Origin of the sequence: Mesorhizobium abyssinicae (genome assembly GCF_049887195.1) — a bacterium.
Classification (GTDB): domain Bacteria; phylum Pseudomonadota; class Alphaproteobacteria; order Rhizobiales; family Rhizobiaceae; genus Mesorhizobium; species Mesorhizobium abyssinicae.
On the sequence record NZ_JARAKC010000009.1, the window covers coordinates 131095 to 144615 of the forward strand.

At 65.4% G+C, this 13521-nt stretch carries 12 protein-coding genes; 9 read left to right on the plus strand and 3 right to left on the minus strand.

The window, feature by feature from the left end; genetic code table 11:
• The first annotated feature begins 329 nt into the window (after positions 1-329).
• Positions 330-1724, plus strand: coding sequence for a PAS domain S-box protein (locus PU724_RS20740; RefSeq protein WP_354423464.1), 1395 nt, complete (start codon positions 330-332; stop codon positions 1722-1724).
• A 39-nt stretch (positions 1725-1763) separates the two neighbouring features.
• Here the strand turns inward: PU724_RS20740 and PU724_RS20745 are convergent, their stop codons facing one another.
• A complete protein-coding gene (locus tag PU724_RS20745) occupies positions 1764-2018 on the minus strand; it encodes a hypothetical protein (RefSeq protein WP_127286440.1) in 255 nt (84 codons plus the stop codon).
• Between the two features lie 268 nt (positions 2019-2286).
• Between PU724_RS20745 and PU724_RS20750 the strand changes: the two genes are divergently transcribed.
• From PU724_RS20750 to PU724_RS20775, 6 genes are all read left to right on the plus strand, one after another.
• Positions 2287-2532 carry a hypothetical protein gene (locus tag PU724_RS20750; protein ID WP_127286441.1) on the plus strand — a complete coding sequence of 82 codons (246 nt, stop codon included), beginning with the start codon at positions 2287-2289 and terminating at the stop codon, positions 2530-2532.
• Positions 2533-2717: 185 nt separating this feature from the next.
• A complete protein-coding gene (locus tag PU724_RS20755; protein WP_292350519.1) occupies positions 2718-3944 on the plus strand; it encodes an anion transporter in 1227 nt (408 codons plus the stop codon).
• A 160-nt stretch (positions 3945-4104) separates the two neighbouring features.
• Positions 4105-5103 carry a LacI family DNA-binding transcriptional regulator gene (locus PU724_RS20760; protein WP_292172793.1) on the plus strand — a complete coding sequence of 333 codons (999 nt, stop codon included), beginning with the start codon at positions 4105-4107 and terminating at the stop codon, positions 5101-5103.
• Positions 5100-6617, plus strand: coding sequence for a sugar ABC transporter ATP-binding protein (locus tag PU724_RS20765; RefSeq protein WP_354423461.1), 1518 nt, complete (start codon positions 5100-5102; stop codon positions 6615-6617). Before PU724_RS20760 ends, PU724_RS20765 begins: the two co-directional genes overlap by 4 nt.
• Entirely contained in the window at positions 6617-7690 is a 1074-nt protein-coding gene (locus PU724_RS20770; protein WP_354423459.1) for an ABC transporter permease, read from the plus strand. The genes PU724_RS20765 and PU724_RS20770 overlap by 1 nt, the downstream gene beginning before the upstream one ends.
• A 78-nt stretch (positions 7691-7768) precedes the next feature.
• On the plus strand, positions 7769-8758 hold the full coding sequence (locus PU724_RS20775) for a substrate-binding domain-containing protein (protein WP_320254276.1): 990 nt from the start codon (positions 7769-7771) through the stop codon (positions 8756-8758).
• Positions 8759-8815: 57 nt separating this feature from the next.
• On the opposite strand, the gene PU724_RS20780 is transcribed toward PU724_RS20775, so the two are convergent.
• Entirely contained in the window at positions 8816-10312 is a 1497-nt protein-coding gene (locus PU724_RS20780; protein ID WP_354423457.1) for a helicase HerA domain-containing protein, read from the minus strand.
• Positions 10313-10549: 237 nt separating this feature from the next.
• Here PU724_RS20780 and PU724_RS20785 point away from each other — a divergent pair, with 237 nt between their 5' ends.
• Both PU724_RS20785 and PU724_RS20790 read left to right on the plus strand, forming a co-directional pair.
• Positions 10550-11842 (plus strand): mechanosensitive ion channel family protein, encoded by a 1293-nt coding sequence (locus PU724_RS20785; protein ID WP_292172633.1) that lies wholly within the window; start codon positions 10550-10552, stop codon positions 11840-11842.
• Positions 11843-12014: 172 nt separating this feature from the next.
• The gene (locus PU724_RS20790; RefSeq protein WP_127310275.1) at positions 12015-13016 is read left to right on the plus strand and encodes a L,D-transpeptidase family protein; all 1002 of its coding nucleotides are present in this window, start codon (positions 12015-12017) and stop codon (positions 13014-13016) included.
• A gap of 79 nt (positions 13017-13095) precedes the next feature.
• Here the strand turns inward: PU724_RS20790 and PU724_RS20795 are convergent, their stop codons facing one another.
• The gene (locus PU724_RS20795) at positions 13096-13368 is read right to left on the minus strand and encodes a hypothetical protein (protein WP_127286070.1); all 273 of its coding nucleotides are present in this window, start codon (positions 13366-13368) and stop codon (positions 13096-13098) included.
• Between the last annotated feature and the right edge of the window lie 153 nt (positions 13369-13521).

Consider the following 13521-nt stretch of genomic DNA (forward strand, 5'->3'; position numbering starts at 1 on the left):
TTGCGGCCGGATCGGTTCCCCCGGCCGGAAACGGCGGAGGCCGCGAAGCCAGGCGGCTCGCGGCCTCGGTTCGGCGCTACGCCGGTTACTTGCCGCAATGATTGTCGGTCACCGTCGGCGTGCTTGTCCCGGGCGATGTCCCGGTTGCATCAGGCTGCGCGCCCTGCGGGCCGACCGGACAGTTCTGATCCGGGGTCGGGCTCGTCGCATAGGGGCGGCTCATGCCGTCGATGCTGTAGGTCGGTGTGGGAGCGCGCCGGGGAACCGAAATCCCTCACGCGCATTCCTTGTCGAGTTAATTTTTCCAGCATCGAAAGGCGAGGGGGTCGGTGGATACGATTGAACATGGCGGCATCGGGCTCCCGGGCGCCCATGCCTTCGATCTGCTGCAGGCGCTGCCAGTCGCCGTCTACACCACCGACAAGCAAGGCCTCATCACTTTCTTCAACGAAGCCGCGGCCGAACTTTGGGGGCATCGTCCCATCATCAACGAGGATCGCTGGTGCGGGTCGTGGAAGCTGCGTCATCTCGACGGTCGCAAGATGGCGCACGACGAATGCCCGATGGCCATTGCCTTGCGCGAAGAAAAGGACGTTCGCTGGGGGCGGGCGATTGCCGAGCGGCCCAACGGAGAACTCATCCCATTCAGCGCGCATCCCGTCCTGCTTCGCAACGAGACCGGTGACACGATCGGCGCAATCAACACCTTGCTTGACCTGCGCACCCAGACCATGGCGGACGAAGCCCGCACGCGGCTTGCCTCCATTGTCGAGTCATCGATGGATGCGATCGTTTCAAAGGACATAAACGGCATCATCACCAGCTGGAACGACGCGGCGCAGCGCCTCTTCGGCTACACGCCGGCGGAGGCGATCGGCCGGCCGGTGACGATCCTCATCCCGCCCGACCACCTGGACGAGGAGGTCTCGATCATCACCCGCATTCGCGCCGGCGAGGTCGTGCCGTCCTACGAGACGGTGCGCCAGCGCAAGGACGGCACGCGCATTCCTGTTTCGCTGACCGTCTCGCCGATACGCGACGGCATCGGCAGGATCATCGGCGCGTCCAAAATCGCGCGCGACATCAGCTCTCATAAGGAGAGCGAACGGCGCATCCGCCTGCTCATGCGCGAGGTCAACCATCGCGTGAAGAACCAGTACTCGGTCATCATCTCGATGATCCGCGAGACGAGCAAGCAAGCCAGCAGCCCGGAGGTCTTTCTGGAACAGGTGCGCGAACGCATCCTGGCGCTTTCGGAATCGCATGATCTGCTTGTCAATGCCGAGTGGCGCGGCGCGACGGTCGCCGAACTGGTCGAGGCGCAGGTAAGGGTCTTCGCGGCGCAGTCGCGCCTGTCGGCAAAGGGGCCGGTGATTATGCTCAAGCCGAACGCCGTCCAATATCTCGGCATCGCCTTCCACGAACTGGCGACAAATTCGGCAAAGTACGGGGTCTTGTCTAACCCGGTCGGGCAGGTCGAGATCGAATGGGCCATAACCACCGCCGCCGATGGCGAGGAAACCTTCGGGCTTGTCTGGCACGAGCACGATGGACCGCCCTTGGACGGAGAGACACGTCGCGGATTCGGATCGGTTGTGCTGAAACGGATCGCGCCGCAGGCGCTGGGCGGCACCGGACAGCTGGAGTTCGGCGAGCACGGTGTAAGCTGGAGGCTCGAAGCGCCTTTGCGATACGTGAAAAACTCTCTTGACGAGATGGATTGACGGCGCGACCGGCCGAAACTTCGTGCTGACATCCTCTCCTTACTGCGTCGCCGAACAGGCGCGCTCGGCCATCTCGGCGACAAGCGCGCAGTCGAACTCCATGGCTGCCCCATACGTTTCGGCTATTTGCACGACCATATATTCGAGGTCTTCGCGCGCGACGTTTTCGTCGAGGTTTCGCAGACGCACACGCTCAGCCACGACAGCGACATTGACCACGCCCGTGGAATGGATCGCGGCCAGGACCAGGGAGTTGAGGTCTTCTCGCAATTGGCTTGAATAGCTGTCGCGCATGGCAGTTGCCTTCCGGTGAGGCGTTTTCCCTCATTTTCGAGCATGCGCCCGACACATTGCGATAGCAAGCGCAATGTCAAAAATATTGAAATAAAATCAATTAGTTAGTATAGCCTGTTGATTGCTTGGTCGATGCCTTGTCCCCATCGTTGGGCCTTTGCGCCGATCACCCATCGCTCACCCTTGACGGGATGTGCGTCAAATCCTAATTTTACTGTTAGTGAGCCAGATACTAACTCACTGCATTTTGGTCTTGGCGGAGGCACAAATGGGCGAACTGGAACGACCTGAACGGCTCCAGATCATGCTGACGGCTGACGAATTGGCTGCACTGGAAAACTGGCGCTTCGAAAAGCGTATGCCGAGCCGGTCGGCGGCCGTGCGGGAACTGCTACGGCGCGGCCTTGCCGCGGAAGGGTTCCTCAAGGCCGAGCAGGGGCTGAAATCGCAGGAGTTTGGAATTCTGGAGCCGGAACGCAACGATAGCGCCGAGGGCAAGCCGGTTGCAGACTAGCCACTGAGCAAACCCGCCTGTCTTGTTCGGACGCCGCGGCCTTATCGTCGGGTCGCACGAAAAGTTTCAACCGCACAACCGCTTCCACCGCTTTCGCTTTGCCGCCCGCTTGCTAAAGGTGGAGCGAAGAATGCCGCCGGGCAGAATCTGCCGGGGAGCGGCGAGTTCGGACGGAACTTCTGCCAATGACATGGACTGGCGCGGCGGCACTTTTGATCCTCATCCTGACCTATGCCGGTGTCGCCGTTGGCCGCTTTCCGGGCCTGCGCCTCGATCGCGCCGGCATTGCGCTGCTCGGTGGCGCAGCCATGATCGCCGTCGGCGCGATCAGCATGGAGGATGCCTACCGCGCCATCAACTTCGACACCATCACGCTGTTGCTCGGCATGATGATCGTAGTCGCGCATCTGAAGGTCTCGGGCGCCTTCCGCGCGCTCGGCGGCTTCGCCATCGAGCATGCGCACGCGCCGTTCATGCTCCTGGTCATGGTAACGCTGCTGACCGGCGTGCTCTCGGCCTTCCTGGTCAATGACGCAATCTGCCTGGTGATGGCGCCGATTGTCGTCCATGTCACGCGCGTCATCAACCGCAACCCGGTGCCGTATCTGATCGCCACCTGCACGGCCTCCAATTGCGGCAGTGTCGCCACCATCACCGGCAACCCGCAGAACATGGTGATCGGCGCGCTTTCCGGCATTTCCTATCCTGCCTTTTCGGCCGCTCTCGCGCCGGTGGCGCTGTTCGGCCTTCTCGCCGTCATCGTCATCTTGCGCATCGCCTACCGCGCCGAATTCGCCCGCACCGTGGACCTCAGTCCCGAAGTCTATCGCGGCCGCATGCTGCCGGGTCAGGTGCTGAAGGCGGTTGTCGTCTGCGTCATGCTGGCGGTCGCGTTCTTCGCCGGCGTTGCGGTTGCCAAGGCGGCGCTGATTGCCGGCGCCTTCCTGCTCGTCACCCGCGCGATCAAGCCGCATCGCATCTACCGGGAGATCGATGGCCCGCTGCTGTTCATGTTCGCCGGCCTGTTCGTGGTCGTGGCCGGCGCCGAAAAGACGCTGCTGACGCCCGAGATGATCGCCTGGGCGAAAAACATCGGACTCGACGATGTCTGGCGGCTCTCCGGCTTCACCGCCGTGCTCTCCAACATCATGAGCAACGTGCCGGCGGTGCTGGCGTTGAGGCCCTTTATCCCCGGGCTTGAAAACCCCGAGCGCGCCTGGCTGGTGGTCGCGATGAGCTCGACGCTGGCCGGCAATTTCACGCTGCTCGGCTCCGTCGCCAACCTGATCGTCGCCGAGCAGGCCAAGGCGGCGGGCAAGGAGCTTTCCTTCTCCGCCTTCTTCAAGGTCGGCCTGCCGCTGACGCTGGTCACGCTTGCCGCCGGCACGGCCTGGTTGGCTTTCACCACCTGATTTCCAAGTTTTCAGCCCGCGACAAAAATTTGTCGCGGGCTTTTATCGAATCGATTGCGCAAACGTTTCGATGGCTCTATGGTTTCCATAAATCCGCCGAAGAGCGGTTGGGAAACGCAATCAAGGGAGGAGCGCTTGCGGGCACTCCACACGAGCCGTCATGCCGACAATGGCTGAGGTCGCGCGCCGCGCCGGCGTCTCGGTTTCGACCGTCTCGCACGTTGTCAACGGTACCCGATTTGTTTCGCCCGAGAAGGCGAGACTGATCAACGACGCCATCGCCGCCATGGGCTATCAGCCCAACGAACTGGCGCGCTCGCTGAAGGTCGCCTCGACCCGCAGCGTCGGGCTCGCCATCTCGGCGATCTCCAATCCTTACTTCACCGACATCATCTGCGCGGTCGAGGCCGAATGCGCCCGGCTCGGCCTGATGGTGTTCCTCTCCGACACGCAGGAAGACCCGAACCGCGAGCTTCAGGTGGTGCGCGCCTTCCACCAGCGCCGCGTCGATGGCGTCATCCTGGCGCCGTCCGGCTCGCCCGAGCGCGCCATAGACTATCTCGCCGAAAAGAAGCTGCCCTGCGTTTTGATCGACCGCTTCGCCGACGACCGCTTCGACCAGATCGGTGTCGAGAACGACACGGCGATGCATGCCCTCATCGACCATGTCGTGTCCTTCGGCCACAAGCGCATCGGCTACATTGCCGGCCAGCCGGGGCTGGCCACCACACGCGAGCGCATCGAGGCGTTTCGCGCATCGCTCGCCGCCAATGGACTTGAATGCCTGCCGCGCTATGTCTCGCCGGAGAATGTCGACACGGCGAGCGCCACGGCATCGACGCATGCGATCCTGGCCTTGCCGACGCCGCCCACCGCATTGGTCACCGGCAACAACATGACGACGATCGGGGCAGTCCGCGCCATCCGCGAGAAGGGTCTTTCGATCCCCGGCGACCTGTCGCTGGTCGGCTTCGACGATTTCGAATGGGCCGACTGCTTCGAGCCGCGCCTGACGCTGGTCGAACAGCCCTGCACCGAGATCGGGCACCAGGCGGCGGCGCTGCTCAGCGAGCGCATCGCCTCCAGCCACGCAGCACCGCGTGCCGTGCGGCTGCAGGCAAGGCTGCAGGCACGCCAGTCCTGCGCGAGGCCGAGATGAGCGCGCCGCTGCTTTCGGTCACCGGCGCGGTGAAACGCTTCGGCGGCGTGCAGGCGCTGCGCGGCGTCGACTTCGACCTCAAGCCGGGCGAGATCCACGCGCTGCTCGGCGAGAACGGCGCCGGCAAGTCGACGCTGATGAACCTTCTCTCTGGGGTCTACACGCCGGACGAGGGCGAAATCCAGATCGACGGCAAGCCGGTCACCTTCAACAACCCGCGCGAGGCCCAGGCAGCCGGCATCGCCACAATCTTCCAGGAACTCGACCTGGTACCGTCGCTCGATGTCGCGGCGAACCTCTTCCTCGGCCGCGAATTGATGCGACCGGGCGGCCTGCTCGACGTGCCGGCGATGCGCCGCGAGGCGAAGCGGCGGCTTGAGGCGATCGAACTCGCCATCGACCCCGCGCGCCTCGTCGCCGACCTCTCCATCGGCCAGCGCCAGGTGGTGGCGATCGTCAAGGCGCTGTCCTATGCCTCGCGCGTGCTGATCATGGACGAGCCGACGGCCGCGCTCACCGTCGGCGAGGTCGAGCGCCTGTTCGACATCATGCGCAAGCTCGCCGCCAGCGGCGTCGGCATCGTCTACATCTCGCACCGGCTGGAGGAAGTGCCCGAGATCGCCGACCGCGTGACGGTGATGCGCGACGGCCGCGTTGCTGGCATCACCGAGCCACATGCGCCGCAGGCCGAGCTGGTGCGGCTCCTGGTCGGGCGCTCGCTCGACGAACTCTACCCCGTACGCGCCAGAAGCGCCGGCAAGACGTTGCTCCGCCTCAAGGATGCCAGCTTCAGGCTCGCCCGGGAAAGCGCCGGCTGGCAGCCGCCGAGCGGGATTTCGCTCGAGGTCAAGGAGGGCGAGATCGTCGGCCTGGCCGGCATCATGGGAGCAGGGCGCACCGAACTGCTGTCCGCGCTCTACGGCACCGGGCTCGCCGGCCGCTGGCAGGGCGAGGTCGCAGTCGACGGCAAGGCCGTGAAACTCGACTCCATCGACGCGGCGCGCAAGGCCGGCATCGCCTTCGTCACCGACGACCGGCGCGGCAGCGGCCTGATGCTGCGGATGGCCGTCGGCCTCAACCTGGTCATGTCGGTGATCCGCCGCATCTCGCCGGCCGGCCTGATGTCGCCGCGCCGCCAGGCCGAGGCGGTCAAACAGTCGTTCGGCCAGTTCGACATCCGGCCGAGGAACCCGGACATATCGGTCGGCGCGCTGTCGGGCGGCAACCAGCAGAAGGTGGTGCTGGCCAAGGAAATTCTCGGAAACCCGCGTCTGCTGCTTCTCGACGAGCCGACCCGCGGCGTCGATGTCGGCGCCAAGGGCGAAATCTATGCGCGGCTGAGAGCCCTCGCGGCGCAGGGGCTCGGCATATTGGTCGCCTCCAGCGAGATGCCGGAGCTGATTGGACTTTGCGACCGCATCGTGGTGCTGCGCCAGGGGCGCAACGTGGCGGAATTCATTGGCGGCGTCGACGAGCACACCGTGCTTGCCGCGGCAAACGGCAGGGAGGCCTGATGTCGGACCAGAAGATTTCGGTGGCTGCCAGCCCGGCAGCTTCAAGCCCTTCGGTACCCGCTGCTCCGGCGGCGAGGCGCGTCGACCCGCTGGCGATCATCGTGCGCTTCCAGAGCCTGATCGGGCTCGTGCTGGTGGTGATCGGCGGCGTCATCTTCTCGCCCCGGCGACACGGCGAGATCCTGTTCCTCAACCCCGACAATATCGCCAACATCGTGCGCGCCGTGTCGGAGACCGGCATCATCGCCATCGGCATGACCTTCGTCATCATCACCGCCGGCATCGACCTCTCGGTCGGCGCGGTGCTCGGCCTCTCCGCCGTCGTCACCGCAACGATGATGATCTCCGGCGGCTTCGGGCTGATCCCGACCATTATGGCCGTGCTCGCCATGGGCATCGTCTTCGGCGTCGTCCAGGGCACGATCTCCACCCGATTCCGGCTGGAACCGTTCATCGTCACGCTCGCCGGTCTGCAGGCGGCGCGTGGCCTTGCGCTCATCGTTTCCGGTAACCAGTACATCAACATCTCCTATGGCGACGGCCCGGGCCTGGCGCCGCCGGTGTTCGCGGTGCTGGGCGAGCGGCTGTTCGACAACACCGTGCCGGTGGCGACCATCGTCTTCATCGCCTTTGCCGCGATTGCCATGGTGGTTCTCAACACCACGCGTTTCGGCCGCTACGTCTTTGCCGTCGGCGGCAACGAGCGCGCCGCGCGCATTTCCGGCGTTCCGGTGTCGATGGTGAAGATCTCGGTCTATGCCATCACCGGCTTTGCCTCGGCGCTTGCCGGCATTGTGCACGCCGGCCAGTTCAACTTCGGCAGCGCCAATGATGGTATGGGCTATGAACTGACGGCGATCGCCGCCGTCGTCATCGGCGGCACCAGCCTGTTCGGCGGCGCCGGCTCGATGGGCGGCACCGTCGCCGGCACCATCATGCTCGGCGCGCTCGCCAACATCCTTCAGCTCAACAACATCACGCCAGCCACGCAGCTGCTCGCGACCGCCGCGATCATCGTGCTGGCGGCAGTGCTCCAATCCCTCGTTCGCCGCCGCGAGGGATTGGGCAGGTAGGAGGCCGGCGGCAAGCATACCCCCGAGACTGAAACCATAGGTCTGTCCGCCCCCGGCCAGACGAGGAGGAGAGTGAGCATGAAAACCACACTGAGAGGATCGAAGCGTGCCCTCAAGGCCGCGCTTCTGGCAGGCGCAGGCCTGTGCATCGCCAGCACCGCCCAGGCCGCCGACCCGATGGTCAAGGCCTGCGCCAAGGACGGCCAGTTCATCATCGGCTTTTCGCAGGCCAACAACGCCGAGCCCTATCGCCAGCACGTCAATGACGAGCTGACGGCCGCGGCCAAGGACGTTCCGCAGTTCACGCTGCAGATCGCCGACGGCGCCGGCAACGTCAACACGCAGACGTCGCAGGTCGACAACTTCATCACCCAGAAAGTCGATCTCCTGCTGATCTCGCCCTTCGAGGCCGCCCCTCTGACGCCGGCCGTCAAGCGCGCCATGGATGCCGGCATTCCGGTGATCGAGCTCGACCGCAAGACGGTCGGCGATCCCGGCAAGGACTACACCGCCTTCATCGGCGGCGACAATTACAAGATCGCGCTCGAGGCCGGGAAGTACACGGCAAAGACGCTGCTGCCCGATGGCGGCGAGACGGCGGTTCTGGAAGGCCTGCCGAGCTCGACGCCGGCGGTGGAGCGCCTCAACGGCTTCAAGGACGGCGTGAAGGAGAACGCCAAGATCCAGGTCGTCGCCGAGCAGGCCGCCGACTGGGTTCCGGATAAAGCCCAGACCGCCTTTGCCGCCATGCTGCAGGCGCATCCCGACATCAAGGTGCTCTACGCCTCGAACGACATGATGGCGGCGGGCGCGCTGCTGGCTGCCAAGGGCGCCGGCAAGGACGTCAAGATCATCGGCACCGACGGCCTGCCAGGCCCGGCTGGCGGCATCGAGGCCGTCGCCAAGGGCGACTGGGCGGCGACCTTCACCTATCCGACCGGCGCCAAGGAAGCGATCGAGATGTCGAAGAAGATCCTGCTCGACTGCGCGACCTCGGTGGAGCCGACCGTGACGGTGGAGACGACGGCGATCACGGCGGAGAACGCCAAGCAGCTGATGGGCAAATAGGCAGCACGCACGCCCCGATGGCGATAAGGCAAGGCCCCGCAAGGGGCCTTGTTTTCGTTACGAAACGCCCAGCTCCGCCTCCTCGGCATTGGGATCGCCCGGCGCCGTCGCCCAGGCGAGCTCGACCAGCGTCACGGTGCGCCGGCCGGTGCCGTCGAGTTGGCAGACGATGAGGCCCTGCTCCTCGATATAGGTGAGCAGGCGGCGCGCGCGGCGCAGCGAGTGCGAGCCATAGGCGCGCGCGATCGCCGCGTCGCTCGGGCAGGGTCGGGCCTCCTTTGCCGCGCGGGCGATCATCATGAACACGCCCTGCATGTCCTCGGGCAGTAGCGAGGCGCGCACCGAGACGTCGCGCCAGGCGTCGTCTTCCGCCATTTCGGAGCCGAGGCCGGCCCGCGCCCGCGTCAGCATGCGGCGGAACTCGGCAAGGTCCGGCACCACCGAGGCCAGGCCCTCGATCCGGCAGCGGACGACGAACTCCTGATAGAGCACGCCGATGACGCGGAAGCCGGCATCGGGTTCGGCGAGCACGGCACCGAGCACGCGGTCCATCCGTTCGCGCCGCTCGGCAAGGTCCGCAGCGCTGGGTGCGGCCTCCGCCGGCTCGGGGCGGATCTCCAGCGCCGCCGATTTCGCCGCCATCAGCTGGTCGAGCAGGTCGGGCGAGGGCGCCCGGCGCTGCGGCCTGACCGTCTCGGGCGGCGGCGCGGCGAGGATGATCGCGCGCGCATCCTCCAAGGCCGCCTCCGGCAGCGGCATCAGCCGCGGCGTGCCGTTGCGCGGTTTTGTATCGGTCGGGCCGATGCGCAGGCCGAGCGGACGCCGCGACAGCGCCGGACCGAGCGCCATGAACTGCCCGCGCTCGAGGTCGCGAAACGCCTCCGCCTGTCGCCGCTCCATGCCGAGCAGGTCGGCGGCGCGCGCCATGTCGATGTCGAGGAAGGTGCGGCCCATCAGGAAGTTGGAGGCTTCCGCCGCGACGTTCTTGGCAAGCTTCGCCAGCCGCTGCGTGGCGATGATGCCGGCCAGCCCGCGCTTGCGGCCGCGGCACATCAAATTGGTCATCGCGCCGAGCGAAAGCTTGCGCGCCTCGTCGGAAACCTCGCCCGCCACCGCCGGCGCGAAGAGCTGCGCCTCGTCCACCACCACCAGCATCGGATACCAGTGGTCGCGCGCGACCTCGAACAGCCCGCCCAGGAAGGCGGCGGCGCGCCGCATCTGGTTCTCGGCGTCGAGCCCCTCGAGGTTGAGGACGGTGGAGACGCGGTGGATGCGCGCCCGCTCGCCGGCCGCCTGCAGGCCGCGCTCGGTGTGCTCCTCGGCATCGATCACCAGATGACCGAAGCGCTCGGCGAGCGAGACGAAGTCGCCTTCAGGGTCGATGATGGTCTGCTGCACCCAGGGCGCGCTCTGTTCGAGCAGCCGGCGCAAGAGATGCGACTTGCCGGAGCCGGAATTGCCCTGCACCAGAAGCCGGGTCGCCAAAAGCTCCTCGAGGTCGAGGGCCGCCGTGGCCCCCGCGCTCGTCTCGCCCATCTCGATCGCAACCGTCATATTTCGACTCGAATACCTTTACTACGGCGACAGGGCTTATCAACCGAAGCGCGGCGGGTCGAGCGCGCCGGGCGGCGATCGCCACGTGTTCCCCAGCTCTTCGGTGACTGTCCACGTCTGGCCGCGAAAACCCCGTGGGCGCAGGTCAGGGGCCGAGCGAAGTCCGCTTGACCATTCTCAAGCCCGGCGACATTGTGGACCACAAGTTGCAGTTCCTTAGCCAAGTGGTCGTGGCAAATGGATTTTCGCGACGCCATCGACAGATCGCAGGCCTGGGCCGGCGGATGGTTCGACTATGCCGCCACGCCGTGGTTCGTCTATCAGCTCGGCATCATCGCCGCACTGTTCGCGCTGGCCAAGCTCGCGGCGCTGCGCGTCGAGCCGCTGGTAGAGGGCCAGGCGCGCCAGATCAAGGGCCATCCCGGACTGTTGCGGGTGGTGATCGCCCTGCTGCGGCGCACCGACTGGATCCTGTTCACGCTCTTCCTGTTCGCCGCGCTCAGCCTGCTGCGCGCCGTCACCTGGCCAAGCCGCACCCATCTCATCCAGGTCGCGCTGCTGCTCGCGCTGGCGTGGCTGTTCGCGACGGTGCTGTCGCGCATCATCCGCAACCGCCTCGTCGCGCGCACGCTGGGCTGGCTGGCGTGGATCTATGCGGCCCTTGTCATCCTGCACGTCAGCGACGACGCGGCCACCGTCCTCGACAGCCTGGCAATCCCGCTCGGCGCGGTTCGGCTTTCTGCGCTCATGGTGCTGAAGGCGGCGCTGCTGCTGGTCGCGACGGTCTGGCTTGCGGTGGTCGTCGGCAATTACATCGATGAGCGTGTCCGCCTCTCCGAGGAGCTGACGCCGTCGATCCGCGTGCTTATCGGCAAGGTGGCCAAGATCGGCCTCGTGCTGGTGGCCGGCGCCGTGGCACTTTCCGCCGTCGGCCTCGACCTGACGGCGCTGACGGTGTTTTCCGGCGCCGTCGGCGTCGGTCTCGCCTTCGGCCTGCAGAAGGTCGTCTCGAACTTCGTCTCCGGCGTCATCATCCTGCTCGACAAGTCGATCAAGCCGGGCGACACCATTTCGCTCGAAGGCACCTTCGGCTGGATCCGCGAATTGCGGGCGCGCTTCGTCTCGGTGGTGACGCGCGACGGCCGCGAGTTCCTGATCCCCAACGAGGACTTCATCACCCAAAGGGTCATCAACTGGTCGTTCAGCGACAACCTCGTCCGGCTCGACGTGAACTTCGGCGTCTCCTACGACGCCGACCCGCATAAGGTCAGCGAACTGGCGATCGAGGCGGCGATCAGCGTCGGCCGGGTCGAGGCCGACCGGCGGCCGGTCTGCTGGCTGACCGATTTCGGCGACTCCTCGCTGAACTTCGTCCTGCGCTTCTGGATCCGCGACCCCCAGCAAGGCCTGACCAATGTGCGCGGCAAGGTGCTGCTGGCGCTGTGGGATACGTTCAAGGCGAATGGCATCAGCATTCCGTATCCGCACCGGGAGATCATTATGAAGCCGGGCGCGCCCAGCGGGCGATAGGGGCGGGTGGCGGGGCGTTACATGGCGAGATTGCAAGACCCTCGCCAGAGTTCTTTTCATCGCCGGCTGGAGTGCCTCATCTGGTCAGGTTCTCCCCTGCAGCTGCGAGTGAACGGAACCAGAAGAGCCCTGCCGCGTCATAATACAAGCAGGTTTTCGTGGAGTGACCTCGATGCCCCGGCTCGTTCTGTTGGTCGCTGTGGTGCTTGCCCTCGCTTGCGGCGGGGCAGGGGCGGCCAAGCTGGACCCAGCCACCGTCAACGAGGCGCAATTCACCGTCGAGGAACCGAAGGGCTTCAGCCCCGTCCTGCTGAAGGCAGAGATTCTTCTGGATCGCGCCCGTTTCTCGCCAGGCTTGATCGAGGGCCGTGCATCGGAAAATTTCGCCAGGGCGGTCAGGGCCTTTCAGACGGCGAACGGATTGCCGTCGGACGGCAAGCTCACGCGCGAGACCTGGGACAGGCTGATGGCAACCTCCACGAGCCCGGTCCTGGTTGCCTATGAGTTGACGCGCAAGGATGTGCGCGGACCTTTCACCAGGCATATCCCGGCCCGGCTGGAGCGGATGGCCCGCCTGCCGAGGCTCGGCTATCACAATGCGACGGAGAGGCTGGCGGAGCGCTTCCATATCAGCGAGCAATTGCTCAGGCGGCTCAATCCGGGCATCGGCTTCAGGAAGGTCGGCACGAAATTGCTGGTGCCGGATGTTGGCCGGGGGGATCCTCCCGCCGCCATTGCCGGTGTCGAGGTCGACAAGGGCGCGCGCCAGGTGCGCGTGCTTGATCCTTCCGGCAAATGGCTCGCGGTCTTCCCGGCTTCGATTGGCAGCGACGAGAAGCCGGCGCCGACTGGCGAGGCGGAGGTCAAGCGCGTGGTGCGCAATCCGACCTATCACTACGATCCGGACTTCGCTTTCAAGGGGGTCAAGGCAAAGCGGCCATTCACCATTGCTGCCGGCCCCAACAATCCCGTGGGTTCTGTCTGGATCGATCTCTCCATTGAGAGCTACGGCATTCACGGCACGCCCGAGCCCGGCAAGATCGGCGCGACCTTCTCGCATGGCTGCATCAGGCTGACCAACTGGGATGCCGGGGACCTCGCGGCCATGGTGAGGAAAAGCACGAAGGTGAGCTTCAAGGACGAAATGGCGAACGCAGGCGACACGCCTCAGTAGTGCAACAGGCGCAACGCAGGACAGGCTCGCGCGTTGGCGGCGGGCGCATTCCAGCAGGCGATGAAGTCATCTGATCTCATCAATACGCGAGCAAGGCCTTTCCGTATTTGGCCCACAGCTGCTCGCAGTCTCTGGCTCGAAGGGATGGCGTTCCCAGGTCGCCGTACAAAACCATCGCGGCACGGACATCGTAGCCCAGGATCTGAGCATTGGCGAGGAACTGGACGGCCTCGCCCAGACGGCGGACGTCGACAGCGGCATCGGTTTTGTTGGCGCTGTCAACTACCCCCAGGATCTCGGCCGCCGTGTTCCTGACTGCCAAAACAGCCGCCATCGCATCTTCGGTCATCATGTGGCCTGCCGACGAATCGTTTCATTCACATCCCTCGGCATCAGTGGCACAACACTGCGCGGCATGTCCTGAACGCGCCGAACGCTTCGCGACATTTGTTGATTGCACCTTGACGCGAACCACTCGGCCTGTTCACGCGTCAACCCGATGAGG

What these genes read in the sequence shown, in the direction of transcription:
- PU724_RS20745 (WP_127286440.1), bottom strand. Translation starts at nt 2,018, where the DNA reads ATGCGCGACAGCTATTCAAGCCAATTGCGAGAAGACCTCAACTCCCTG.
- PU724_RS20750 (WP_127286441.1), top strand. Translation starts at nt 2,287, where the DNA reads ATGGGCGAACTGGAACGACCTGAACGGCTCCAGATCATGCTGACGGCT.
- PU724_RS20755 (WP_292350519.1), top strand. Translation starts at nt 2,718, where the DNA reads ATGACATGGACTGGCGCGGCGGCACTTTTGATCCTCATCCTGACCTAT.
- PU724_RS20760 (WP_292172793.1), top strand. Translation starts at nt 4,105, where the DNA reads ATGCCGACAATGGCTGAGGTCGCGCGCCGCGCCGGCGTCTCGGTTTCG.
- PU724_RS20765 (WP_354423461.1), top strand. Translation starts at nt 5,100, where the DNA reads ATGAGCGCGCCGCTGCTTTCGGTCACCGGCGCGGTGAAACGCTTCGGC.
- PU724_RS20770 (WP_354423459.1), top strand. Translation starts at nt 6,617, where the DNA reads ATGTCGGACCAGAAGATTTCGGTGGCTGCCAGCCCGGCAGCTTCAAGC.
- PU724_RS20775 (WP_320254276.1), top strand. Translation starts at nt 7,769, where the DNA reads ATGAAAACCACACTGAGAGGATCGAAGCGTGCCCTCAAGGCCGCGCTT.
- PU724_RS20780 (WP_354423457.1), bottom strand. Translation starts at nt 10,312, where the DNA reads ATGACGGTTGCGATCGAGATGGGCGAGACGAGCGCGGGGGCCACGGCG.
- PU724_RS20785 (WP_292172633.1), top strand. Translation starts at nt 10,550, where the DNA reads ATGGATTTTCGCGACGCCATCGACAGATCGCAGGCCTGGGCCGGCGGA.
- PU724_RS20790 (WP_127310275.1), top strand. Translation starts at nt 12,015, where the DNA reads ATGCCCCGGCTCGTTCTGTTGGTCGCTGTGGTGCTTGCCCTCGCTTGC.
- PU724_RS20795 (WP_127286070.1), bottom strand. Translation starts at nt 13,368, where the DNA reads ATGATGACCGAAGATGCGATGGCGGCTGTTTTGGCAGTCAGGAACACG.